This is a genomic window from Mesorhizobium sp. P3_B5, assembly GCF_056402815.1.
This window is the reverse complement of the sequence record NZ_JBFUGR010000006.1, coordinates 13,828-36,975: the sequence shown is the minus strand read 5'-3', so window position 1 is coordinate 36,975 and position 23,148 is coordinate 13,828. Positions and strand designations below refer to the sequence as shown.

Sequence of the window (23,148 nt, the reverse complement as noted above, 5' to 3'; positions counted from 1 at the left end):
AACGAGTTGAACGGACCACGACCTTTCGGGTGTTGGAAACCCGCCCGGTTTCCAGCCCGCAAGCGGCGTGAACTGAATTGAGCAAAGACAAGGGCTTGTGATTGTCTTGTCGATGCCCGGCTGCCACCATTATATATGGTCGTGCCGAGCGAATGAAAGCCACGTCAGCGGCAATCGCTGTTCGCTGGGCGGCGACGGATTGGAAAATTATGATTGACGACGTCTACAATGCGAAAATTCTGGGTTTTGCCGGAAACATCGCGCGCATCGGACGGCTCGATCATCCGGACGCGACGGCAAAGGCGCATTCCAAACTGTGCGGCTCGACCGTGACGATCGATCTGAAGATGGATGATGGCGTCGTCACCGATTTCGCCCATGATGTGAAGGCCTGTGCGCTTGGCCAGGCGTCATCCTCGATCATGGCGCAACATGTCGTTGGCGCCAGTGCCGACGAATTGCGCGCTGTGCGCGAGACGATGCTGAAGATGCTGAAGGAAAATGGCGCACCGCCGGAAGGCCGCTTCGCCGACCTGAAATATCTGGAGCCGGTGCGCGACTACAAGGCGCGCCATGCCTCGACCATGCTGACCTTCGACGCCGTGGTCGACGCGATCGGCCAGATCGAGAAGAAGCGTGCTGAAGAGGCTGCTTAGGATTCGCTTGTCTCCGGGCCGGCCTTCAGTTCTTCGACAAGCCAATCTGAAAAGACTTTTGCTGCCCAGCTGAGATGCTGGAAGTCAGGCGCAACCAGCCAGTACGCGCCAAATGGCACTTCCATCTTGAAAGGACGCACGAGGAGACCGGCCCGGAGGTCTGCGCCGTTCAATATGCGATCGCCCAAGGCGACGCCATGCCCGAGCTTCGCCGCCTGCATGGCAAGCGCCGCATCGGTAAACAACGGCCCTCTCTGCTGTGCGAGATCTGGCAGGTTCATCGCCTGAAACCATCTCGCCCAGCCATCGCGGTTGTAGTCATGCAGCAGGGTATAGTGCCGCAGGTCGGCCGGCGATGTCAGCGGAGCGCCCGATGCCAGCAATCCTGATGACAAGACCGGCGTCACCCGCACGTCAACGAGATGTCTCGCTTGCGTGCGTGGCCAGGAGCGGGCACTGGCTCCGTAGCGAATTGCGATCTCTGCTTCGTTGCCGCGAAACTCTACCAGTCGAGAATCTGCATCGACCGAAATGTCGATCTGAGGATAGTTTTCCCGGAACGAATTGAGACGCTGTATCAGGAACTCGCCTGCAAAGGATGGCTCGACACTGACCCGCAACGGGCTCTGTGCAGGCTTGCTGACAATCTGCGATAGTCGACGGTCGATATCGTCGAAGCTTGTGGTCAACTGACTGAGCAGGGTTTGCCCTGTTTCGGTCAATTCAACTTTGCGATGAAGCCGCTCGAACAGCGGCTTGCCGATCAGGGCCTCCAGCTCCCTGATTTGACGACTGATTGCCGCTTGCGAAACGAAAAGCTCTTCCGCAGCGCGGCTGAAACTCAGCTGCCGCCCGGCGGCTTCGAAGCTTCTCAACGCTGTCAGCGGAAGGCGGCCGCGCTTCACTCGCATAATCTCAAGTTATCCAAGCTCGAAATTATACTCGTTTGAAGGCGAAGGCCAGTGGCGGTCTAATCGGCGTCAAAGGAGACACGACCATGATCCAGTTCCTGGAAATTTTTGGCGATGTCATGCGGATCGCAACGTTTCAGTGGTATGGCGAGAGGCCGCAGCACGCCACGCGCCGCGAGGAAAGACCGGCCAGCCCGGCTCGCTGGTCGCCTTCGGAGGACCGGTATCCTTTTCGCCGCTCAAGACCCTGAGACGGCCAACAAAGCGGTGAGTGGAAAGGGATTGCGTTCTGCGGCCGAAGTCCACATCTATCCACGGAGAAACGCGATGCGGAGACTGCGGTGCGCGACCAAGATCGGCATGCGCATGAGACCAGGCCACTGCACCGTGGGCGCAACTGGCCTGGCCCCTGGCGCAAGACTCCCGGCCGCATCCTCGGCACGTCGTTTGTCCGGCTTTACCAGCTGACGCTGTCGGGTTTTGTCGGCAATTCCTGCCGGCATCTGCCGACCTGTTCGGAATATGCGCATGAGGCAATTGCCCGCCACGGGCTGTGGGCCGGCGGCTGGATGGGGCTTTTCCGCGTGCTGCGCTGCGGGCCGTTCGGCACGCACGGCATCGACCGCGTCCCCGAGGCGCTGGCCGATCACTATCACTGGTTCACGCCGTGGCGGTACTGGCAGATCGGAAAGAAGCGCGGCGAGGCGCGAGGCTGATCTGCAGGTCAAGGCTGCGCCAGCCTGCCGATTTACGATCTGGTAGGGTTAACGCCAGCCTGCACGAAGACTGCGCATTTGAGACAAAATCGAGACAAGAGACGTCGCTAAGCCCTCCTGACACCCCTCAGGAGCAATTGCCACATGCGTCAGGTCGACCGTCTTCCCTTCATTTTCGCCGTGGTCCTGTTCCTGCTGGCGTGGCTGCTGGGGTTTCCAATGCGCGCCCAATCCGCCCCGCTCAGGGATGTCGAATGCACGCTGATCCTGGATGCGGCGTTCCTGAAAGACCTGCCGCAACTCATCAAATGAATAGCTAAGGGTCAAGAGCTGGCTTTACGGCGGCAGAATCTGCCCCTAAAAGGCTGCCGCTGCCGGATGCATTCGGCATTTTAACCACCCGCGCTCGTTTGCGGGACTGGATAGGAGATATCTATGCTGAATTCCGTTTCCCTGACATTTCCCGATGGCTCCGTGCGCGACTACGACGCGGCGATGACCGGTGCTGGCCTCGCCGAATCGATCTCGAAGTCGCTGGCCAAGAAGGCCGTCGCCTACAGTATCGATGGCGGGGTGCGCGATCTCTCGGACCCGCTTGGCAAGTCCGGCAAGGTCGAGATCGTCACCCGCGAGGACCCGCGCGCGCTGGAGCTGATCCGCCATGACGCAGCACACGTGCTGGCCGAGGCCGTGCAGGAGTTATGGCCGGGAACGCAGGTGACCATCGGGCCGGTGATCGAGAACGGCTTCTACTACGACTTCGCCCGCAACGAGCCGTTCACGCCCGACGATTTTCCGGTGATCGAGAAGAAGATGCGCGAGATCATCGCGCGCAACAAGCCGTTCACCAAGCAGGTCTGGTCGCGCGAGCAGGCGAAAAAAGTGTTTGCCGACAAGGGTGAGCGCTACAAGCTGGAACTGATCGACGCCATTCCCGAGGACCAGGACCTCAAGATTTACGCGCAGGGCGACTGGTTCGATCTCTGCCGCGGCCCCCACATGGCCTCGACCGGGCAGATCGGTAACGCCTTCAAGCTGATGAAGGTGGCCGGCGCCTATTGGCGTGGCGATTCCAACAACCCGATGCTGACGCGCATCTACGGCACCGCCTGGGCCGACCAGGCGCAGCTCGATGCCTACCAGACGATGTTGGAGGAGGCCGAGAAGCGCGACCATCGCAAGCTCGGCCGCGAGATGGACCTGTTCCATTTCCAGGAAGAGGGGCCTGGCGTCGTCTTCTGGCACGCCAAGGGCTGGAAGATGTTCCAGAACTTGGTCAACTACATGCGTCGCCGCCTCGACGAGCAAGGCTATCAGGAGGTCAACGCGCCGCAGGTGCTCGACAAGAGCCTGTGGGAGACGTCAGGCCACTGGGGCTGGTATCGCGACGCCATGTTCAAGGTAACGGTTGCCGGCGACGATACCGACGACGACCGGGTCTTTGCACTGAAGCCGATGAACTGCCCCGGCCACGTGCAGATATTCAAGCATGGGTTGAAATCCTACCGCGATCTGCCCGTAAAGCTTGCGGAATTTGGTAATGTCCATCGCTATGAACCTTCGGGCGCGCTGCATGGGCTGATGCGCGTGCGCGGCTTCACGCAGGACGATGCGCATATCTTCTGCACCGAGGAGCAGCTGGCGTCGGAATGCCTGCGCATCAACGATCTGATCCTGTCGACCTATGCCGATTTCGGTTTCGATGAGATCAGCGTCAAGCTGTCGACACGGCCGGACAAGCGCGTCGGCACCGACGAGGCGTGGGACCATGCCGAGGCGATCATGGGCAGTGTGCTGGAGACGATCCGTTCGCGGTCGGGCAATCGCATCAAGACCTCGATCAATCCGGGCGAGGGCGCCTTCTACGGGCCGAAATTCGAATATGTGCTGAAGGACGCCATCGGCCGCGAATGGCAGTGCGGCACCACGCAGGTCGACTTCAACCTGCCGGAACGCTTTGGCGCCTTCTACATCGGCTCGGATTCGGAGAAGAAGCAGCCGGTGATGGTGCATCGCGCCATCTGCGGCTCGATGGAGCGCTTTCTCGGCATCCTGATCGAGAACTATTCCGGCCATTTCCCGTTGTGGTTCGCGCCGCTGCAGGTGGTGGTGGCGACGATCACCTCCGACGCCGACGACTATGCGTTGAAGGTCGTCGCGCAATTGAAGGCGGCCGGGCTGCTGGCCGAAGCCGATCTGCGCAACGAGAAGATCAATTATAAGGTGCGTGAGCACTCATTGGCCAAGGTTACGGTCATCCTCGTCTGCGGCAAGCGCGAGGCGGAGGAGCAGACGGTCAACATCCGTCGCCTCGGATCGCGCGACCAGGAATCGCTGGGCCTCGGCCAGGCGGTGGCGATGCTTACCGAAGAGGCGCTGACGCCGGATCGCAGGCGCAAGCGCGCGGCATAAGTCTTTGATTTTCGGCGAAATGGCGGTGGAGCGATCCACCGCCATTTTCATATGCCTGTCACGCCAACCTTGTAACGAGCCATGATGCTCAAGCTGAAATTGCGCGAAAACCATTTCCCGAGCTGTCCTATGCCAATCCGCGCCAGCCGGCGCTGACGCGCTGGGTCATTCATTCGATCGAAGGCCTGTCGGGCCGCGATCGCTTCGCGGCGCTCTACGATTTCTGGCGCCGCCAGGTGGTTCCGACCGGCGAGGCCGTGTTCAGCCGGATGCTGGAGTTGATCGACGTCCGGATACGCACCGCCGATCAATGGCCGCCGGCAAACCTGCCCGACACGCCGCTGGTGATCGTCGCCAACCATCCGTTCGGCATCGGCGACGGCATTGCCGTACTGTCGCTGGCCGAGCAACTGGGGCGGCCGTTCCGGGTGATGATCCACAAGGATCTGCTCAAGATCCGCGAAATGGAGCCCTATTCGCTGCCGATCGACTTTTCCGAGACCAAGGACGCGCTGAAGAACAACATGGCGGTGCGCCATGAGGCGGTGCGGCTGCTGAAGGAGGGGGTCACCATCGTGGTGTTTCCGGCCGGCGGGGTCGCCACGGCACCAAAGGGGTTTGGCCGGGCGCGCGACCTGCCGTGGAAGATGTTTCCGGCCCGCCTCGTCCAGGACGCCAAGGCGTCGGCCATCCCGATGCATTTTTTTTCCGGGCAGAACGGCAGGCTGTTCCACCTGGTGAGCGGCCCGATGAACCTGGCCGAGCGCGACGGAAGGGTGGCGAAATTCGTCGGCAAGGCCTCGCTGACGCTGCGCATTTCGCTCCTCATCCATGAGTTCGCGCGGCTGTCCGGCAAGCCGATCGACGTGCGCATCGGCGATGTGCTGTGCTGGAGCGAACTGGAGCCGTTGCGCGACCGCAAGACGTTGCTCGACCGTCTGCATCGCGGCGTCTTCGATCTGGCACCGGCTGTGGCGCAGAGCCGCGTCCACTTCCTGCCCCGACGCCTGCGCAAGGCAGCTTGAGAAGCGCTAACTAGGGCGTGTACTCGTAAACGACGATCAGTCGATCAACGTTTCGACCAATCTCGCCCCTTTGCTCAATAGCTGCTAGGGCAGCGGGAGCGGTTTGTCGCTGAGTGTACGCAAGTAGGCGATCAGGTTGACCCGTTCGGTCTCGTCCGGGACGCCAGGCACCTCCATGTAAACGCCCGGCGTGGTTAGCATGGGCTCAAGCAGATATTTGTTCAGGTCCTCGTATGTCCATACACCCTCCAAGCCCAGCAAGGTGTCGGAGTAACGCATATTTGGCATGGATGCCTTGTCGCGGCCGACGACGCCCCACAAGTTCGGTCCCGTTTTGATCCCTCCCTGTGGCTCGGCATTGTGGCAACCGTGGCACACATGTGTGAAGTAGGTTCGGCCTTTCTCGACATCGGCAGAAGCCAGCTTCATCAAGATAGGGGCTGGCGTTGGCATGACGACGCCGTGCGACAAGAGATAGTCGGCAACTTCGCGTTGCCTCGTGAATTTTGCCATGTGGAGCGGTGTCTTGCCGTCCTTTGTCTTCGCATTCACGTCGGCGCCGGCCTTGACCAGTGCCTTCACGCAATCGAGGCAACCGGATCTGACTGCGATGTGGAGGGCGGCCTCGCGGCCGCGCTGCGCATTAGGATTTGCGCCGCCGTCCAGCAGCAGCTTGATCAATTCGATGTTGCTTTTTGCCAAGGCCGGCATGAGGGCAGGACCCAAAGCCGGCGTCGTGGCGGCATTGACGTCGGCACCGCGTTCGATGAGCAGTTTTGCCGCCGCAAGATGCCCGCCTCTGACCGCAAGATAGAGTGGTGTCCCTTGCCTGTCGCTCTCATTAACGCCGGCACCGGCGTCGAGCGCAGCCGTAATCGCCGCGACATCTCCCTTCACGGCGGCGTCGTGAATTGCGGCGGCATGCGATACAAACGGGAAGTGTACAAGCAGCAGTGAAATGAAGAGCAAGGGCATGCGCATTTGGCATCTCCCAAGGGCAAGCCGCGGTACGCGCCACGGTTTTGAGATAGTAAAACGTACCACGAATGCCTGATCGGAGCCACTCCAGCCGGTGCCCAACAACCATTGATCCGGGTCGAGAGACTTGTTGCGCCGGACGTCCGTTTTTAGGCCGCTAACTTCCTTGCTTTCGTCAAGCTCGCGGCCATCCGGCTTCGCGTTTGTGAGTCCACTACCTAGTCGGCACCTTCCTCGGGATCGATCGCAGAGGCGTCGGTCGCCAGAACCTCGATTTCCTGGTTCTGCCCGGCCACGACCGTGAAATCCTTCTGGTAGATGCGGTCGCGATTCTTGGCGATGATGGTGTAGTCGCCCTCGGCCAGTACCATCGAGGCGAAGGCACCGACGGTTTCCTGGATCGGATCGCCGGATTCGTTGAGCAAAGACCACGATGTGTCGGCGATCGCTTCGCCACCGGTCTCTCGTACCAGCTTCATCGTCATCTCGGCCGCATGATGCTCGACGGTCGCTTCGGTCAGCTTGCCGGCCTCGACGCGGATGTCGGAGCGGATCACCGCATTCACCGAGCCATAGTTCGAGACGACGTGGTAGGTACCGGCATTGAGCCGCACGACGCTGTTCGGCTCGACATCGGGGATGATCAGCGCGTGGTCGCCATTGGCTTCGGTGCGACCTTCATAGATGGAGAAGCGCAGTTTTTTCGGCGGTATACGCACCCCGCCCGACAGCACGGCGTCGAGCTTGAGGCCGCCGGCATCGAGCACCAGGCTCTCGCGCTTGGCTTCCTTGCCGACGGTGATGCGCTTGGTGGCGCCGGCCCGGCCGTACGAGGCGTGGACGAGATAGCTGCCGGGCTCGAGCTGGAACACGGCGGTGCCGCCATGGGCGGAGGCAACCATCGGCAGCTTGCCGTCGCTGGCAGATTCAGGCTTGAAGACACGCCAGACGATGCCGCGCGTGATGTCGGCGCCCTTGTCGGTCAGTTGCGCCGACAGCGTGATCGCGCCGCTGCCGGCCGAAGCCAGCGGCGTTTCGCTTTTCGGGGTTGCATAGCTCGAAATGCCGGGAAGTTTCAGGTCGCTAACACCGTCGGCGTTCTGCGCGACGGCGAGCGAGGCCGGCACCAGGAACAGTGCGGCGCCGAGCCAAATCAGGAAAAGACGCAATGTCCCCTCAAACATGCCTTGCGTTGAAGCCCAAGGCGGTGGCAATTTCAAGGCTTAAGAGTCTGATCCGCTTCTGCTAGAGGCTCTTTCGTCCGGCGCTACCCACGCCAATGCCCGAGCCGCCCGATGTTCCAATGGCGTGCTTCAGCCCAAAATTGAGTGTTTTTAGGAGACTAGCGCCCATGGCGTCGCCGATCATCGACTTTCTGCTGACCCGCACTTCCGCGCCGATCCCGGATCTGAAGGAGCCGGCGCCCAGTGACGCGGATATCGCAACGATGATCGCCGCTGCCACGCGCGTGCCCGATCACGGCCGGCTCGAGCCCTGGCGCTTCGTCCTCTATCGGGGCGAGGCGCGCATCGAGATCGGCAAGAAGCTTGCCGCCCTTGCCGAACAGCGCGAAGGACCGCTGCCCGAGAACCGCCGCAACCAGGAACTGGCGCGCTTTTCACGCGCGCCGCTGGTGATCGGCGTGGTGTCGGTGCCGAAAGAGAACCCGAAAATCCCGCAATGGGAAATGTTCCTGTCGGGCGGCATGGCGGCGATGAACCTGATGATATCGGCCAATGCGCTGGGCTACGGCACCAACATGATCAGCAACTGGTATTCCGACGTGGCCGAGGGCAGGGCGATCCTGGGGCTGGCGCCACATGAGCGCGTCGTCGGCTTCGTTCATATCGGCTCCTATCAGGGGCCGGCGCCGGAGCGTCCACGACCCGATCCGGCAAAGCTCTATGCCGATTACGCAGGGCCTTGGGCGGGCTGACACGCGAAAGCGATTCCTCTTTATTTGAACACAGGCTAAGAGAGCGGCTTCGGCGATGCGTTGAGGTAGGCGCATCGACCTTGGGGAAAAGTGCGGGGCACCGACGACATGAAGAAACGAGACTCGCTGGGAACCCGGCTGCGCTACGGGTTCGACAAGAGCATGGCCGCCGGTCCGATCGCGCTGATCGGCTGGCTTGCTGTCCTTTCCCTGCTGATCATCATCGCCGCCGCGGCTTTCCTCGCCGTGACCCGCATCGCGCCGGAAGGCGGCGAGCCGCTGAACTTTGTCGAAGCGTTCTGGGAATCGCTGATGCGCACGCTCGATTCCGGTACGATGGGCGGCGACACCGGCTGGGCCTTCCGTCTGGTCATGCTGTTGGTCACGCTTGCCGGCATCTTCGTTGTGTCGGCTCTCATCGGCGTGCTTAGCGCCGGCGTCGACAGCAAGCTCGATGAATTGCGCAAGGGCCGTTCGCGGGTGCTGGAAACCGATCACACCATCATCCTCAATTGGTCGCCGTCGATCTTCGACGTCATCTCCGAACTCGTCATTGCCAATGCCAGCCGCCGGCGTCCGCGCATCGTCGTCATGGCCAATATGGACAAGGTCGAGATGGAGGACGAGATTGCGGCCAAGGTTGGCAAACTGGGCAATACGCGCATCATCTGCCGTAGCGGCGACCCGACCGATCTCTACGACCTGGCCATCGTCAATCCGCAGAGCTCGCGGTCGATCATCGTGCTGTCACCGAACGGCGATGATCCGGATTCGCAGGTCATCAAGACGGTGCTGGCGCTGGTCAACGATCCGGATCGGCGCACCGTCCCCTACAACATCGCCGCCGAGATCCGCGATGGCAAGAACGCCGAGGTTGCCCGCGTCGTCGGCGGAGCCGAGGTGCAGCTCGTTCTGGCCGACCAGCTGATCTCGCGCATCGTCGTGCATTCCAGCCGGCAGTCGGGTCTCAGCGGCGTCTATTCGGAGCTGCTCGATTTCGACGGCTGTGAAATCTACACGACCGAGCAGCCGGACCTTGTCGGCAAAACTTTTGGCGAAGCGGTGATGGCGTATGAGCACTGCGCACTGATCGGGCTTTGCGACCAAAAGGGGCGCGTCAACCTCAACCCGCCGTCGGACCTGGTGATCGGCAAGGACATGCGCGCCATCATCATCGCCGAGGACGATGCCGCGATAAAACTGGGAAGCGCCAGGATCGAGACCAACACGGCGGCGATCCTTGGCCCGCGGCCCATCGAGGCGAAGCCGGAGCGCACGCTGATCCTCGGCTGGAACCGGCGCGGTCCGATCATCACCTATGAACTGTCGCGCTATGTTGCGCCTGGCTCGATCCTGACGATCGCCGCCGATGCGCCCGGCATCGAGCAGGAAGTTGCCGGACTGCCCGTCGTCGGCGACAATCTGGCGGTTTCCTGCCGCATCACCGACACGTCGAGCAGCACAGCCCTGGCAAGCCTGGACGTGCCCTCCTACGACCATGTGCTGGTGCTCGGCTACAGCGAAACCATGGCAGCGCAGCCGGCCGATACGCGCACGCTGGTGACGCTGCTGCATCTGCGCAAGATCGCAGACGATGCCGGCCAGCATATCAGCATCGTCAGCGAGATGATCGACGTGCGCAACCGGGAGCTTGCCGCGGTGACCAAGGCCGATGATTTCGTCGTCAGCAACAGGCTGGTCAGCCTGATGCTGGCGCAGGCGTCGGAGAACCAGTACCTCGCCGCGATCTTCGATGACCTGCTCGACGAGAAGGGCTCCGAAATCTACATGCGCCCCGTTGCCGACTATGTCGCCATCGACCAGCCTTTGACCTTCTGGGCGATTGCCGAATCGGCGCGCTTGCGCGGCGAGATCGCCATAGGCTACCGGCGAATCCGCGCCGGCGAGGTCGACCAGCGGGCGCTGGGCGGCGTCACCGTCAACCCGCTGAAGTCGGAAGCGTTGGCCTATGTGCCGGAGGACCGGATCATCGTGCTGGCGCGAGACTAAGCGAAAACCCCGGCTGCTCTGGCTCGTGCCAGAAGCCGTTCGGCCAGCCGCAGATGCGGACGGTCGACCATCTTGCCGTCGATGCCGACCACGCCGGGGTTTCCCGCCGCTTCGAACGCCGCGACGATCGCCAGCGAGTGTTGCACCGCTTCGGCTGAGGGCGTGAAGGCGGCGTTGATGACAGGCACTTGCGCCGGGTGGATCGCCATCTTGCCGGTGAAGCCGTCGCGTTCGGCTTCAGTGCATTCCGCCTCGAAGGCGACCATGTCGCGAAAGTTCGGAAAGACGGTGTCGATCGCCGCCACCTCGGCAGCACCGGCGGCTAGGACGGTCATGGTGCGAGCAAGCCGAAAGACGTCGGTGTAGCGGCCGCGTTCGTCACGCGCCGTGCGGGCGCCGAGCGCCGCCGACAGATCTTCCGCGCCCCAGGTGACGCCGACAAGCCGCGCGCTGACCTGGGCGTAGCTCGCGGCCGCCAGCACGCCGGCAGCGGTCTCGGTGATGATCGGCAGGATCCTTATCGCGCCGTCCGGTAGGCCGTTTTCGGCTTCATACACCCGGAGCTTTGCCGAGAGATGCTGTACATCCTGGCCGCCGTTCGACTTCGGCAGCATGATGCCGTCGGGTTTGGCCGCTAGCAGTGCGGCGAGATCGTCGTCGGTCAACCCGGTCGAGAGATCATTGACCCTGACATAGATCGCGGACTTCGTGCGTAGCCGTTGCTCGGCGATGACCCTTGCCGCGATGTCTCGCGCCAGGGACTTGTTTTGTGGCGCCACCGAATCCTCAAGGTCGACGATGACCACGTCGGCGCCGGCGGCAAAACCCTTTTCCAGCTTCCTTTCGGAATCGCCGGGAACAAAGAGCAGCGAGCGCATGGACTAGATTGCCTTCTTCATCATCATCGCCTGCCTGGTGCATTTGGCGACGAGCACATCGTTCTGATTGTAGGCGCGATGCTCGAACTCGACGATGCCGCGGTCCGGCTTCGACTTCGATTCGCGCACCGAGATCACCGTGGTCTCGACGCGAATGGTGTCGCCGTGGAAGACCGGGTGCGGAAACACCGTCTCCTTCATGCCGAGATTGGCGACGGTGGTGCCGACGGTGATGTCGTTGACCGAAATGCCGATCATCAGGCCCAGTGTGAACAGCGAATTGACCAAGGGCTTGCCCCATTCGCTCTTGGCGGCGAAGTCGAAATCGATGTGCAGCGGCTGCGGGTTCAGCGTCATCACCGAAAACAGCATGTTGTCGCTTTCGGTGACGGTCTTGCGCAGCGTGTGCTGGAAGACATGGCCGACGACGAACTCCTCGAGATAAAGCCCGGCCATGATCGATCTCCTCCGCTTCGGCTTGCTTGATAGGCGTTGGCTGCCAGTCCATCAAGCCGGTTAAGAAACATGGTGAACGCTTCGTAAACCATTTCTGCCTACGGTCTACACGGGCCAGAACGGACTCGGGCGTAGGGGCGTAGCGGACGGTATGGTAGTTTCGCATTTCCTGAAATGGATCTACACGGCGAGGGTTTCCGAGCGCGCTGCCGCGGCAAGCGCGCTGGCCCGCGCCTATATCAACGCCGACCTGCCGTTCGAGGACCGCTGTGCCGCCGAAGCGGCGCTGACGCTGCTGCTCGACGACGCGTCGTCAAAAGTTCGGCAGGCAATCGCCGAAGCGCTGTCGATGAGCCATCACGCTCCGCTGCAGATCATCAGCGCGCTGGCCTCCGACCAGCCGGAAGTGGCCGCTCTGGTGCTGGCGCGTTCGCCGCTGCTTACCGATGCCGACCTGATCGATCGCGTTGCCAGCGGCCAGAAGGCGACGCAGAAGCTGATTGCCGACCGGCCGGTCGTTTCGATGTCGGTTTCCGCGGCCATTGCCGAGATCGGCGAGCCGGAAGCCTGCGCCACCCTTCTCACCAACAGCGGCGCCGACATTGCCTCGCTCAGCTTTCGCCGCATGGCAGAACGGCATGGCCACGTGCCTGCGGTTCGCGAAGCGATGATCGCCGATGCGCGCCTGCCGGCCGACTGCCGGCATATGCTGCTGGTCAAACTCGGCGAAACGCTGAAAAGTTCGCCGCTGGTGATGGCGCTGATGGGGGCGGCCAGAGCCGAACGCGTCACGCGCGACGCTTGCATCAAGGCTTCGGTTACGCTGATCGAAGGCACCAAGGCGGCCGAACACGCTGCGCTCATCGAGCATCTGCGCCTGCGCGGCGATCTCACCGCAAGCTTCATCATCCGCACCATCGCGCATGGCAAGGTCGATTTCTTCGGCTCGGCGTTGGTCGCGCTCAGCCAGCAATCCGAACAACGGGTGAGGGCTCTGCTCGCCGGCGGTCACGATGTGGCGCTGCAGGCGCTGTTCCGTAGCGCCGGCCTTGCCGGCGCCACCCACGCCGTCATCGTGCGCGCGCTAAAAATCTGGCGTGAGGTTGCCAATGGCAAACGCGTCGCCGGCGTGCAGGAAGTCAGCTGGCTGATGCTGAAGGAATTGGGCGGACAATCGGCGGAGGGCGATCTCGCCGGGCTGGTCAAGTCGATCCATCTCGACGCGCTGCGGGAAAACGCGCGGGGACATGCGCTGGCGATCGCCGCCGCTTAGGGTGTGCTGATATTCAGGTGAGGCCGGCCTGCAAATGGCAGCTTCCTGCGCTTCCGGTGCTCACGTACCCAAAAGTACACTCCGCTCCGGTTCTCGGTATCAGCCATTTTCGGCTCGGCCTGACCTGAATCTCAACACACCCTAGACCTAGTCCTTAGCGAAGAACTCCGGAAAGTCCTCGATCGCGGCGGCAATGATGCGCAGCGAGGCTGCGATCTGCAGCATCTCGGCGGTGTCGCTGCGCTCGGTGAGGCCGGCTGCATATTGCCTGGCCACAGCGACGGTCGCCGTTTGCGGTTCGCCCGGGCGCCGGAAAAGCAGTTCGCGCGCCAGTCCGCGCAGGAAATTGGTGATCGAAAGCGCGGTCTCGGGTGGGGTGGAGGGATTCTGCTGCGCGCTGCGCAGGCGCAGGATTTCAAGCCCGACGGTGACGGCGGCTATGCTGCCGTCAAGAATGGCGTCGCCCTTCTTGCCGGCGCGCGGCGTCAGAGGCATCAACTGGTTGACCCGGTCGTAGGCGAGGCTTTCGAAGGCCGAGCGTCTCGGCACGCGTTCATGCAGGCAAAGCCGCGCCAGATCTTCGCGCATGGCCCGCACGATGCGGTTGATGGTGACCCAGGGGTCGGCGGGCAGCACGACGAGGAAGACGCCGATCGCCAAAAGGATGCCGACCAGGATCGACGCAGAGCCAGCGAAGAACGGCCATGGATCATAGGTCATCGCCTGATGCGGGCTCAGGAACGCCAGGAAATTGATGGCGAAGGCGGTGGCGACGCCGACGTAGCGCGGATTAGCCATTGCGAGTGCCGCCGGCACCAGGATCGGCACCACAAGGAGCGCGAACCAGCCGAAGCCGGGCAGAGCGGGAAGGGCGACCTGACCGACGAGAAAGGCGAAGGGCAGGGCCAGCAACGTTCCCTTGAAAAAGCCCCAGGCCGACTGCACCGGATCGGGGCGCGCGGCAAACAGGCTGGAGACGACGGCGACAAGGATGACCGTGCCTGCCGCTTCGGACCATTTCGTCGTCAGCCAGAAGGCGGCGACCAGCAGCGTGGCAAGTGCTGCGCGCACGGCGTTGCGCCAGGCCGCATGGTAGTCGCGATGTACCACCAGAGCCGGCTGCTTGCGGTCGCGCGCCGGGCGGGAGGCGGGAGCGCGTAGCGCATCCAGGCCGCGCAGCACCTGCTTCAGGGCTTCAGCGAAATCGGCGGCAATGGTGAGACGGGTGACCGTGCCCAGCCTGTCGCCGTCTTGCACGGATGACATGTCCGGCGTTTGCCGGGCCTTGGCGGCGATCGTATCGAGCCGCGCCACCCAGGGCGCGGTGTCGTCCAAAGCGCCCGGTTTGGCTGCCAGTTCGCCGACCAGGGTCTGCAGGTCGGTGCGCACCGGAATGAGGGCGGCGTTTTTCGGCGCGGCGTGGGCATGCAGCGCGCGCGCCGCCGACAGCGCCGACAGAAGCTGGCCGATGGTGCGCCTGACCGGATGGGCGCGGGTGGCGAAGCTCGGCGCTTCCAGTCGTGCATAGGTGCGCATCTCGCCGAGCGTCTGGGCATCGGCGATCAGCTTTCGGTGCAGGCCGGCAAGCATTGCCGTATCGCCGCCGGAGAAGGCGCCGCCGGCATAGACGGCAAGGTCGAGGATGCTGCGCTTCAGCCTGGCGATGATGGCGTTGGCCGCCAGTTTCGGCAGGATCAGCCGGCTGGTCAGGCCGGCGCAGGCGATGCCGAGCACGATTTCGGCGCAGCGCGCCACGGCAAGATCGACGACGAAATGCGGCTGCCCGAAGGCCGGCAGGCCGATGATCATCGCGGTATAGCCGGCAAGCGCTGCGCCATAGGCTTCAGGATTGCGCAGCAGCGACGAGACCAGCGTGCAGAGGCCGATCCAGACCGCCAGCGCGGTGACCAGCAGCCAGGGACCGGTGCCGAAGACGGTGGTGATGCCGATCGCCGCCAGACCGCCGGCCAGCGTGCCGAGCAGCCGGTAAAAGCCTTTTGCCAGCACCATGCCAGCGACCGGCTGGGCGACGATGAACACCGTCATCATCGCCCATTGCGGGTGGTCGAGTTTTAGCGCGTAGGCTGCGAGAAGCGCGATCAGGCCGGCCGAAACGGTGCGCAGGGCAAAAATCCAGTCCGAGCGCGTCGGCTGCGTCAGCGCGGCGAAACTCGTGCCGATATGCTCGTTCAGCCGCGCCCAGGTCACATGCTCGTCTCCTAGAACGGCAAACTAGAACGGTGAACTCTTAGATATCCAGCACTTCCGTTGCGGCGAATTCGGCGCGTTCCTGGATGAAGCGGAAGCGGGCTTCCGGCTTGGTGCCCATCAGCTCATCGACCCTGTCCTTGGTGGCTGAATCGATTTCGTTCACATCGACCCTGAGCAATGTGCGTTTCCTGGGGTCCATTGTGGTTTCCTTGAGCTGCGCGGCCATCATTTCGCCCAGGCCCTTGAAGCGGCCGATTTCGACCTTGGCGCGGCCGGTGAACTCGGTGCGCAGGAGCTCGTCCTTGTGGGCGTCGTCACGGGCGTAGGCAACCTTGCCGCCCTGCCGGATCGAATAGAGCGGCGGCACTGCCAGAAAGAGATGGCCGCCACGCACCAGGCTCGGCATCTCCTGGTAGAAGAAGGTGATCAAAAGCGAGGCGATGTGGGCGCCGTCGACGTCGGCGTCCGTCATGATGATGACCCTGTCGTAGCGCAAATCCTCGTCGCGGTACTTTGACCGCGTGCCACAGCCAAGCGCCTGGATCAGGTCCGAGATCTGCTGGTTGGCGGCCAGCTTGTCATTGCCGGCACTGGCGACGTTGAGGATTTTTCCGCGCAGCGGCAACACCGCCTGGCTGGCACGGTCGCGCGCCTGCTTGGCCGAGCCGCCGGCCGAGTCACCTTCGACGATGAACAGTTCGGCGCCGGCGGCGGCGTTCTGCGTGCAGTCGGCGAGCTTGCCGGGCAGCCTGAGCTTGCGCACCGCGCTCTTGCGCGACACTTCTTTTTCCTGGCGCCGGCGCACCCGTTCGTCGGCGCGCGCGATCACCCATTCGAGCAGCTTCGAGGCTTCCTGCGGATTGTCGGCCAGCCAATGGTCGAACGGGTCGCGGATCGCGGTCTCGACAATGCGGATCGCCTCGATCGTCGCCAGCCTGTCCTTGGTCTGGCCAACGAATTCCGGTTCGCGGATGAACACCGACAGCATGCCCGCCGCCGAGATCATGACGTCTTCCGAGGTAACGATCGAGGCGCGTTTGTTGCCGACCAGTTCGGCATAGGCGCGAAGCCCGCGCGTCAAGACGTTGCGGAAGCCGGCCTCGTGCGTGCCGCCTTCGCCGGTCGGGATGGTGTTGCAGTAGGAATTGATGAACCCGTCGCCACCGAACCAGGTCACCGCCCATTCAAGCGAACCGTGGCCGCCCTGCTTCTCGCTCTTGCCGGCAAAGATTTCACGGGTGACCTGAAAGTCGTCGCCAAGCGACGCCTTCAGATAGTCCTTCAGGCCGCCTGGAAAATGGAACTCGGCTTTCGACGGCGTCGTGTCCTTGTCCTTGATCAGCGAGGGATCGCAGGTCCAGCGGATCTCGACGCCGCCGAACAGATAGGCTTTTGAGCGCGTCATGCGGTAGAGCCGCGCCGGCTCGAACGCCGCACCCTTGCCAAAGATCTGCTCGTCGGGATGGAAACGGATCTTTGTGCCGCGCCGGTTGTGGACCTCACCGAGCTGTTCCAGCCCGGTCACCGGAACACCGCGCGAAAAGCGCTGGCGATAGAGCTGGCGGCCACGGGCAACCTCGACCTCGAGATGATCCGACAGCGCGTTGACGACGGAAACGCCGACGCCGTGCAGGCCACCCGACGTCTCATAGACCTTGCTATCGAACTTGCCGCCCGAATGCAGCGTCGTCATGATGACTTCGAGCGCCGGCTTCTTGAATTTCGGGTGCGGATCGACCGGAATGCCGCGGCCATTGTCGGTGACGGCCAGGTAGCCGTCGGCGGTAAGCTCGACGTCGATGAAGGTCGCATGGCCGGCGACCGCCTCGTCCATCGAGTTGTCGATGACCTCGGCGAACAGATGGTGCATCGCCTTGTCGTCGGTGCCGCCAATATACATGCCGGGCCGGCGCCGCACCGGCTCCAGTCCTTCCAGCACCTCGATGTCGGCGGCACTGTAGCCCTCGCTGCCGTCGCGGGTTGCTGCCGGACGCTTTGCCGCCTGCACAATCGGATCAGCCGCGCGTTGCGCGGCGCGAACCGGTTGCGGCTGCTTGTCCAGGCTACCGAAAAGATCGTTGTTGTCGTCCATGCTGGCCATAGATTCCGATGCTGCGAATCACCTTCGATACTGCCACGCTTTTTGCGGGCGAACGAGGGTTCCTGTTCCGTTCGGGGGATTGGAACGTCTTAGCCTAAAACCATTCGATAACCAAGCCGGCGGAAATAGGTCGAATTGAGCCGGCCACAATTCCTGTTTCTTTAACTATGCGGCCTAGCGTCGGCTGCAACAAACAAAAGACCAAGGGTTTCAGGGGTATCGGTGTGAGGGGCAAGGCCATAACCATGATCGGCATCGCCGCCGTTTTCGGGGCGATCTCGATTTTTGCCGCAGATTTCTGGGTCAAGAGCCAGGCCAAGGCCGATCTCGGAGAGAAAACGGCGTCAATCTCGGTACCGGAAGCACCCAAGATCGAGTTCAAGACCATCGTGGTGGCGAACGCGCCGCTGCGCTACGGCATGCAACTCGACCGGGCACAGCTCAGCGAAATCCCGTGGTCGCAGGATTCCGTCCCGCAAGGGGCTTTCACCACCATCGATGCCTTGCTTGCCGACGGCAACCGCGTGGTGCTGTCGCCGATCGAGATCAACGAACCGGTGCTGCTCTCCAAACTGTCGGGGCCGAACGGCCGCGCGACGCTTTCCAACATGCTGTCGCCGGGAATGCGGGCGGTAACCATCCGCACTGACGAGATTGCCGGTGTCGGCGGCTTCGTGACGCCGGGCGACCGTGTCGACGTCGTGCTGACGCGCGATGCGGGCGAAATCCAGGAAGTTGCCAAGAACGCGCAAGGCGCGTCGGGTTCGACCGTCACGTCCGAAATCGTCGTGTCCGACGCCAAGGTGCTGAGCGTCGGGCAGGGCGCCGACGAGCGCCAGACCGCGCCGCAGATCGCCAATTCGGTGACCATCGAGGTGACGACCGAGGGCGCGCAGAAGGTTGCGCTTGCCCGCACGGTCGGCACCTTGTCCTTCTCGCTTCGCTCTTCCAGCGAAGGCGGTGACGGCAAGAACGGCGTCACCACCATCTCATCCTTCGGCGGCTCCGTCGCATCCAGCGTCAAGGCCTCGGCCGGCTCGCTGTTCGATGCCCTGACCAAGGAGCCGGAGAAGCCGAAGTTCAAGACGATCATCGTGACGCGCGGCACGCAGGCCGAGGAATACCAGGTTCCTACGCGGGACCAGAAATAAGCAGCCAGTGGGGACTGGGCGAGGGACGGGACAATGTTGGCGCCAAATGCATATCGGATGACAAAACGGCTGCGCCTTGTGCGGGCGCTGGCGATGGCGGCTTGCCTGGCCGCGGCGGGAACGCTGGGCCTCAGTGCGCCGGCCAGAGCGGACAATGACATCGTCTACGTCTCGTCGACCAAGAACGCGTCGATCAAGGTGGCCAAGGGCAAGCCGAAGACGATCGTGACCAGTGCCGCCTTCTACCAGATCGTCATCGGCGATCCGGAGATCGCCAACGTCAATCCGCTGACCGACAAGTCCTTTTATGTGCTCGGCAACAATCTCGGCACCACCGGTGTCGCGCTGTTCAATGAAAACAAGCAGCTGGTTGGTACTGTCGACATCGAGGTGACCCTTGATACCGACCAGTTGGCAAGCACCATTCGTGCCAGCGTTCCGGACGCCAACATCAAGGTTGGTTCCGCCAATGGCCGCGTCGTGCTGTCGGGCGAGGCGGACGATGCGGTCGCCGCCGAGAAGGCGAACCAGATCGCCACGCGCTTTTCCGGCAAAGAGGATGTGATCAACTCGGTCAACATCTCGTCGTCGCAGCAGGTTCAGCTCAATGTCCGCTTTGTCGAAATCAACCGCCAGGCCGGCCAGGAACTCGGTGCAAAGTACAGCGCCAATTTTGCCTACGGCATCGGCGGGCGCGACGTCACGCTGGCTCCCGGGGAGATCGCGCCGGCAGGGTCGGGCGAGATCATCGGCCGGCTGTTGTCGAATGGCGTTTCGATCGACATCGCCATCAAGGCATTGGAAGACCACGGGCTCGCCCGGCGGCTGGCCGAACCGAACCTGATCGCCCGTTCGGGCCAAACGGCAAGCTTCCTCGCCGGCGGCGAGTTCCCGATCCCGGTCTCCGAGGACAATGGCAAGATCTCCGTCAGCTACAAGAAGTATGGCGTCAGCCTGGATTTCACGCCGACCGTGCTCAAGGACGGGCTGGTCAGCCTGGACATCGCGCCGGAAGTGTCCTCGATCGACGCGTCGGCTTCCTACAACATCGGCAACATCTCGGTGCCGGGCTTCATCGTGCGCCGCGCCAAGACTTCGGTCGACCTGAAGAACGGACAGAGCTTCATGATTGCCGGCCTGCTGCAGTCGCAGAACGATATCACGACCTCGCGCATTCCCGGCCTTGGCAAACTGCCGGTGCTTGGGTCGCTGTTTTCCTCCAAGGCCTATCAGCGGCGCGAGACCGACCTGGTGATCATCGTCACGCCCTATCTGGTCAAGCCGGTCGACCCGTCGAAAAAGCTCGCAGAGCCGACCGACGGCACGCAGCCGGCCAGCAATGCCGACTACTTTCTCAACAACACCGAGGAAGTGAAGGCGTCCGACGCCAACCGTGCGTTGGCAATGGCCGGCGGCAGCACGGCACAGCCGACCGCAGTCACCACGGTCGGGCATTTCCTCGACCTGCCGAAGGATTGAAGCCATGCGCCTGCTTCCAGGACTATGCATCACCCTGTTGCTCGCCGGCATTTCCAGCGGCTGCACCAGTGACGACTATGTGCGCAGCGAAGGGCCGACGATAGGCGCCGGCAACGCGCAGGCCGCCAATACGGTCATGCAGATGGTCGATCCGTGGAAATACGGGGTCCAGAACACGAAGCTTCTGGTTCCGGCCCAACGCAGCTCCGCGGCAGCCGGGGCCGCCGGTCAGGCGGGCGGCACCCAGGCTGCACAGGCGACCACAACCGATTGATCTGGCGCTTGAATTTTATTGGCGAATGACCTGACAGGCTGAAAAACAATGGCAAGCGGCATCAAGACCAAGAATATCCTGCTCGTATCCGGTGACAGGGCTTTCCTGCAGGACACGCGCACGGCGTTCGCCGCCTCGGAGGTCATCCAGCTTTCGACGGTCGAGAAAAATGTCACCGAACTTCGTGGCGAGGTCCAGGAGACCGATTTCGGCGCCCTCATCGTCGACATGGATGCGGCAAAGCTCGAAGAGATCGAGTCGCTGCAGCGCATCATGCGCCGTCTGGAAGGCCGCGTTCCGGTCGTTGTCGTCACCCAGGAATTCAACGCCGCCGCGGTGCGCATCCTGGTCCAGCTCAAGGTAGCCGATTTCCTGGTCAAGCCGATCACCACCGCCGATCTGGTGCGCTCCGTCATCCGCGCGCTGCAAGGGCCGGGCCGCGAGGAAAACACCGAGTCGCAGATCTACACCTTCATGCCGGCTGCCGGCGGTGTCGGCACCACGACGCTGGCGCTGCAGACCGCCTTTCAGCTGCACCATTCGGTGACGCGCGGCGCGTCGACCTGCGTGGTCGATCTCAATTTCCAGCAAGGCGCCTGCGCCGAATATCTCGACCTCGAACCGCGCTTCGACATCACCGAAATCGAGAACCAGCCCGAGCGCCTCGACCGGCAGCTGCTCGACGTGATGCTGTCCAAGCATGCGAGCGGGCTCTGCGTGCTGGCGGCGCCGACGCGGCCGTCAGAAATGCGCTCCTTCAAGACCGATGTCGTGGTCCGCATGCTCGATCTCGTCTCGGCCTATTTCGACAATGTCGTCATCGACATGCCGCGCACCTGGTTTCCGTGGACGGAGACGGTGCTGCTCGGCTCCAACAAGCTCTACATCGTCGCCGAAATGACGGTGCCCTGCCTGCGCCACACGCAGCGCCTCATCCAGGCCGTCTACGAGACGGCCGGCAAGGAAGTGAAGCCGAACGTCATCGTCAACCGTTTCGAACAGAAGATGTTCGACAACGGCATCAAGCATGCGGATGTGCAGGAAATCCTCGGCGAGCATTTCGTCGGCGGCATCTCCAACAACTATCGGCTGGTGCGCGAAGCCGTCGATCGCGGCGTCCCGCTGCACGAGATCGACCCGAACGCCAATGTCGTCAACGATCTCAAGAAAATCATCCTGCCGGAAGAAGCGGTCGCGACGCCTGAGAAATCGCGCTCGCTGTTCAGTATCGGCAAGGGATTGCTGAAAAGGAAGGCCGGATGACCAGCCGCTTTTCGACACTGCAGAATCGCGACACGCGCCCGCAAAGGCCGGCTGATGTCGCGCCGGTCGCGCACCACGCCGTTGTCATTCCGACGACCCGCAAGGCCTTGCCGGCCAAGCCCGAGGCCACGCCGGCCAAGGGCGGCAACAAGGTGGGTGACGCGCGCGTTCGTATCCATCGGATGCTGCTCGAGGAAATCAACCTGGTCGCGCTGGAACGGCTGCCCAAGGACGAGATGCGCCGCCAGGTTCATGAATTCGTCTCCGAAAAGGCGCGCCAGGAGCGGATGGCGATCAACACCGTCGAGCTTGACGCGCTGGTTGACGACATCGTCGACGAGATGGTCGGCCTCGGCCCGCTGGAGCCGCTGCTGAAGGATCCTGAGATCAACGATATTCTGATCAACGGCCACCAGAACTGCTTTGTCGAAAAACGCGGCAAGCTGCAGCAGGTCCACATCCCCTTCAAGGATGAGGCGCATCTGCTTCGAATCATAAACAAAATCGTTGCTGCTGTAGGCCGGCGCGTCGATGAATCGCAGCCGATGGTCGATGCGCGCATGCTGGACGGCTCGCGCTTCAACGCCGCCATTCGGCCGGTCGGCGTCGACGGGCCGCTGGTGTCGATCCGCAAGTTTTCCAAGAACAAGCTCGGCCTGCACAAGCTGGTCGAGTTCGGCGCCATCACCCAGAACATGGCCGAAGTGCTGGCCGCGGCCGTGCATGCCCGCAAGACGACCATCATCTCCGGCGGCACCGGCACCGGCAAGACGACGATGCTGAATGCGCTGTCGGCCTTCATTCCGGAAGACGAACGGTTGATCACCATCGAGGATGCGGCGGAGCTGCAGCTGCAGCAGCCGCATGTCGCGCGCATGGAAACGCGCCCAGCCAACATCGAAGGCCATGGCGAGTTGAGGCAGCGCGACCTGGTCAAGAACGCGCTGCGCATGCGTCCGGACCGCGTCATCCTCGGCGAGTGCCGCGGCGAGGAAGCCTTCGACATGCTGCAGGCGATGAACACCGGCCATGAAGGCTCGATGGCGACCATCCACGCCAACACGCCGCGCGATTGCATTTCGCGCCTGGAACAGATGCTCGGAATGACCGGCATGCCGATGACGGTGCAGTCGATCCGCAGCCAGATCGCCAGCGCAATCGACCTCATCGTGCAGCTGACCCGCCTGTCCGACGGCAAGCGCAAGGTGACCAGCGTCGCCGAGGTGACCGGCATGGAAGGCGACGTCATCCAGATGCAGGAGATCTTCCGCTTCGTGCGCACCGGCATGGAGGCAGACGGCAAGATCCTCGGATACTACGAGGCGACCGGCATCCGTCCACGCTTCCTCGAAGATCTGCGCGCCATGGGCATCGAATTCCCGGGAAAATATTTCGAACCAGGCCGGCCGCAGGAGTAG

Annotated in this window: 18 protein-coding genes and 3 pseudogenes; 14 read left to right on the top strand and 7 right to left on the bottom strand. The window is 62.7% G+C overall.

What is annotated here, in order from left to right; genetic code table 11:
* Window positions 1-209 precede the first annotated feature (209 nt).
* On the top strand, window positions 210-656 hold the full coding sequence (locus AC1DVW_RS16765; protein WP_477324437.1) for an iron-sulfur cluster assembly scaffold protein: 447 nt from the start codon (window positions 210-212) through the stop codon (window positions 654-656).
* On the opposite strand, the gene AC1DVW_RS16760 is transcribed toward AC1DVW_RS16765, so the two are convergent.
* Entirely contained in the window at window positions 653-1,561 is a 909-nt protein-coding gene (locus AC1DVW_RS16760) for a LysR substrate-binding domain-containing protein (protein ID WP_477324435.1), read from the bottom strand. The two genes, AC1DVW_RS16765 and AC1DVW_RS16760, sit on opposite strands and share 4 nt — an antisense overlap.
* 92 nt (window positions 1,562-1,653) lie before the next feature.
* Between AC1DVW_RS16760 and AC1DVW_RS16755 the strand changes: the two genes are divergently transcribed.
* The 5 genes and pseudogenes from AC1DVW_RS16755 to AC1DVW_RS16735 all read left to right on the top strand — a co-directional run bounded on the left by AC1DVW_RS16755 (window position 1,654) and on the right by AC1DVW_RS16735 (window position 5,720).
* Window positions 1,654-1,818, top strand: a complete 165-nt coding sequence (locus tag AC1DVW_RS16755; RefSeq protein ID WP_477247394.1) for a hypothetical protein — start codon at window positions 1,654-1,656, stop codon at window positions 1,816-1,818.
* Between the two features lie 90 nt (window positions 1,819-1,908).
* Window positions 1,909-2,283 (top strand): membrane protein insertion efficiency factor YidD, encoded by a 375-nt coding sequence (gene yidD, locus AC1DVW_RS16750; protein WP_477324433.1) that lies wholly within the window; start codon window positions 1,909-1,911, stop codon window positions 2,281-2,283.
* A 144-nt stretch (window positions 2,284-2,427) separates the two neighbouring features.
* Window positions 2,428-2,562, top strand: a pseudogene (locus tag AC1DVW_RS16745) (class D beta-lactamase); the annotation flags it as partial.
* Between the two features lie 156 nt (window positions 2,563-2,718).
* Window positions 2,719-4,695, top strand: coding sequence for a threonine--tRNA ligase (thrS, locus tag AC1DVW_RS16740; RefSeq protein ID WP_477324431.1), 1,977 nt, complete (start codon window positions 2,719-2,721; stop codon window positions 4,693-4,695).
* Between the two features lie 84 nt (window positions 4,696-4,779).
* Window positions 4,780-5,720 (top strand): annotated as a pseudogene (locus AC1DVW_RS16735) (lysophospholipid acyltransferase family protein).
* Window positions 5,721-5,804: 84 nt separating this feature from the next.
* Here the strand turns inward: AC1DVW_RS16735 and AC1DVW_RS16730 are convergent.
* Window positions 5,805-6,701, bottom strand: a complete 897-nt coding sequence (locus AC1DVW_RS16730; RefSeq protein WP_477269809.1) for an ankyrin repeat domain-containing protein — start codon at window positions 6,699-6,701, stop codon at window positions 5,805-5,807.
* Between the two features lie 215 nt (window positions 6,702-6,916).
* Window positions 6,917-7,882 (bottom strand): hypothetical protein, encoded by a 966-nt coding sequence (locus AC1DVW_RS16725; protein ID WP_477324429.1) that lies wholly within the window; start codon window positions 7,880-7,882, stop codon window positions 6,917-6,919.
* Between the two features lie 167 nt (window positions 7,883-8,049).
* Here AC1DVW_RS16725 and AC1DVW_RS16720 point away from each other — a divergent pair, with 167 nt between their 5' ends.
* Window positions 8,050-8,634: a nitroreductase family protein gene (locus AC1DVW_RS16720; RefSeq protein WP_477324427.1), complete on the top strand. Its 585-nt coding sequence runs from the start codon at window positions 8,050-8,052 to the stop codon at window positions 8,632-8,634.
* Window positions 8,635-8,742: 108 nt separating this feature from the next.
* Window positions 8,743-10,644 carry a CASTOR/POLLUX-related putative ion channel gene (locus AC1DVW_RS16715; protein WP_477324425.1) on the top strand — a complete coding sequence of 634 codons (1,902 nt, stop codon included), beginning with the start codon at window positions 8,743-8,745 and terminating at the stop codon, window positions 10,642-10,644.
* Here the strand turns inward: AC1DVW_RS16715 and AC1DVW_RS16710 are convergent.
* Entirely contained in the window at window positions 10,641-11,522 is an 882-nt protein-coding gene (locus AC1DVW_RS16710; RefSeq protein WP_477324423.1) for an HpcH/HpaI aldolase/citrate lyase family protein, read from the bottom strand. The two genes, AC1DVW_RS16715 and AC1DVW_RS16710, sit on opposite strands and share 4 nt — an antisense overlap.
* Window positions 11,523-11,525: 3 nt before the next feature.
* Window positions 11,526-12,017 (bottom strand): annotated as a pseudogene (locus AC1DVW_RS16705) (MaoC family dehydratase); the annotation flags it as partial.
* Between the two features lie 112 nt (window positions 12,018-12,129).
* Here AC1DVW_RS16705 and AC1DVW_RS16700 point away from each other — a divergent pair.
* Window positions 12,130-13,251 (top strand): DUF2336 domain-containing protein, encoded by a 1,122-nt coding sequence (locus AC1DVW_RS16700; RefSeq protein ID WP_477324421.1) that lies wholly within the window; start codon window positions 12,130-12,132, stop codon window positions 13,249-13,251.
* A 147-nt stretch (window positions 13,252-13,398) separates the two neighbouring features.
* Here AC1DVW_RS16700 and AC1DVW_RS16695 read toward each other — a convergent pair whose 3' ends face one another.
* On the bottom strand, window positions 13,399-15,459 hold the full coding sequence (locus tag AC1DVW_RS16695; protein WP_477269801.1) for an FUSC family protein: 2,061 nt from the start codon (window positions 15,457-15,459) through the stop codon (window positions 13,399-13,401).
* Window positions 15,460-15,499: 40 nt separating this feature from the next.
* Window positions 15,500-17,554, bottom strand: coding sequence for a DNA topoisomerase IV subunit B (parE, locus tag AC1DVW_RS16690; protein WP_477324419.1), 2,055 nt, complete (start codon window positions 17,552-17,554; stop codon window positions 15,500-15,502).
* Between the two features lie 254 nt (window positions 17,555-17,808).
* Here parE and cpaB point away from each other — a divergent pair, with 254 nt between their 5' ends.
* From cpaB to AC1DVW_RS16665, 5 genes are read left to right on the top strand one after another with little or no spacing between them, the layout of a single operon-like run.
* Window positions 17,809-18,714 carry a Flp pilus assembly protein CpaB gene (gene cpaB, locus AC1DVW_RS16685; protein ID WP_477324417.1) on the top strand — a complete coding sequence of 302 codons (906 nt, stop codon included), beginning with the start codon at window positions 17,809-17,811 and terminating at the stop codon, window positions 18,712-18,714.
* A 57-nt stretch (window positions 18,715-18,771) separates the two neighbouring features.
* Entirely contained in the window at window positions 18,772-20,193 is a 1,422-nt protein-coding gene (locus tag AC1DVW_RS16680; RefSeq protein WP_477269795.1) for a type II and III secretion system protein family protein, read from the top strand.
* Between the two features lie 4 nt (window positions 20,194-20,197).
* The gene (locus AC1DVW_RS16675) at window positions 20,198-20,467 is read left to right on the top strand and encodes a hypothetical protein (protein WP_477324415.1); all 270 of its coding nucleotides are present in this window, start codon (window positions 20,198-20,200) and stop codon (window positions 20,465-20,467) included.
* Window positions 20,468-20,515: 48 nt separating this feature from the next.
* Window positions 20,516-21,730: a CpaE/TadZ family protein gene (locus AC1DVW_RS16670; protein ID WP_477324413.1), complete on the top strand. Its 1,215-nt coding sequence runs from the start codon at window positions 20,516-20,518 to the stop codon at window positions 21,728-21,730.
* Entirely contained in the window at window positions 21,727-23,148 is a 1,422-nt protein-coding gene (locus AC1DVW_RS16665; RefSeq protein WP_477324411.1) for a CpaF family protein, read from the top strand. Before AC1DVW_RS16670 ends, AC1DVW_RS16665 begins: the two co-directional genes overlap by 4 nt.

Bases quoted from the DNA above. Each gene is read 5' to 3' on its own strand.
- AC1DVW_RS16765 (WP_477324437.1), top strand. From the start codon at position 210: ATGATTGACGACGTCTACAATGCGAAAATTCTGGGTTTTGCCGGAAAC.
- AC1DVW_RS16755 (WP_477247394.1), top strand. From the start codon at position 1,654: ATGATCCAGTTCCTGGAAATTTTTGGCGATGTCATGCGGATCGCAACG.
- thrS (WP_477324431.1), top strand. From the start codon at position 2,719: ATGCTGAATTCCGTTTCCCTGACATTTCCCGATGGCTCCGTGCGCGAC.
- AC1DVW_RS16730 (WP_477269809.1), bottom strand. From the start codon at position 6,701: ATGCGCATGCCCTTGCTCTTCATTTCACTGCTGCTTGTACACTTCCCG.
- AC1DVW_RS16725 (WP_477324429.1), bottom strand. From the start codon at position 7,882: ATGTTTGAGGGGACATTGCGTCTTTTCCTGATTTGGCTCGGCGCCGCA.
- AC1DVW_RS16720 (WP_477324427.1), top strand. From the start codon at position 8,050: ATGGCGTCGCCGATCATCGACTTTCTGCTGACCCGCACTTCCGCGCCG.
- AC1DVW_RS16715 (WP_477324425.1), top strand. From the start codon at position 8,743: ATGAAGAAACGAGACTCGCTGGGAACCCGGCTGCGCTACGGGTTCGAC.
- AC1DVW_RS16710 (WP_477324423.1), bottom strand. From the start codon at position 11,522: ATGCGCTCGCTGCTCTTTGTTCCCGGCGATTCCGAAAGGAAGCTGGAA.
- AC1DVW_RS16700 (WP_477324421.1), top strand. From the start codon at position 12,130: ATGGTAGTTTCGCATTTCCTGAAATGGATCTACACGGCGAGGGTTTCC.
- parE (WP_477324419.1), bottom strand. From the start codon at position 17,554: ATGGACGACAACAACGATCTTTTCGGTAGCCTGGACAAGCAGCCGCAA.
- cpaB (WP_477324417.1), top strand. From the start codon at position 17,809: ATGATCGGCATCGCCGCCGTTTTCGGGGCGATCTCGATTTTTGCCGCA.
- AC1DVW_RS16680 (WP_477269795.1), top strand. From the start codon at position 18,772: ATGACAAAACGGCTGCGCCTTGTGCGGGCGCTGGCGATGGCGGCTTGC.
- AC1DVW_RS16675 (WP_477324415.1), top strand. From the start codon at position 20,198: ATGCGCCTGCTTCCAGGACTATGCATCACCCTGTTGCTCGCCGGCATT.
- AC1DVW_RS16670 (WP_477324413.1), top strand. From the start codon at position 20,516: ATGGCAAGCGGCATCAAGACCAAGAATATCCTGCTCGTATCCGGTGAC.
- AC1DVW_RS16665 (WP_477324411.1), top strand. From the start codon at position 21,727: ATGACCAGCCGCTTTTCGACACTGCAGAATCGCGACACGCGCCCGCAA.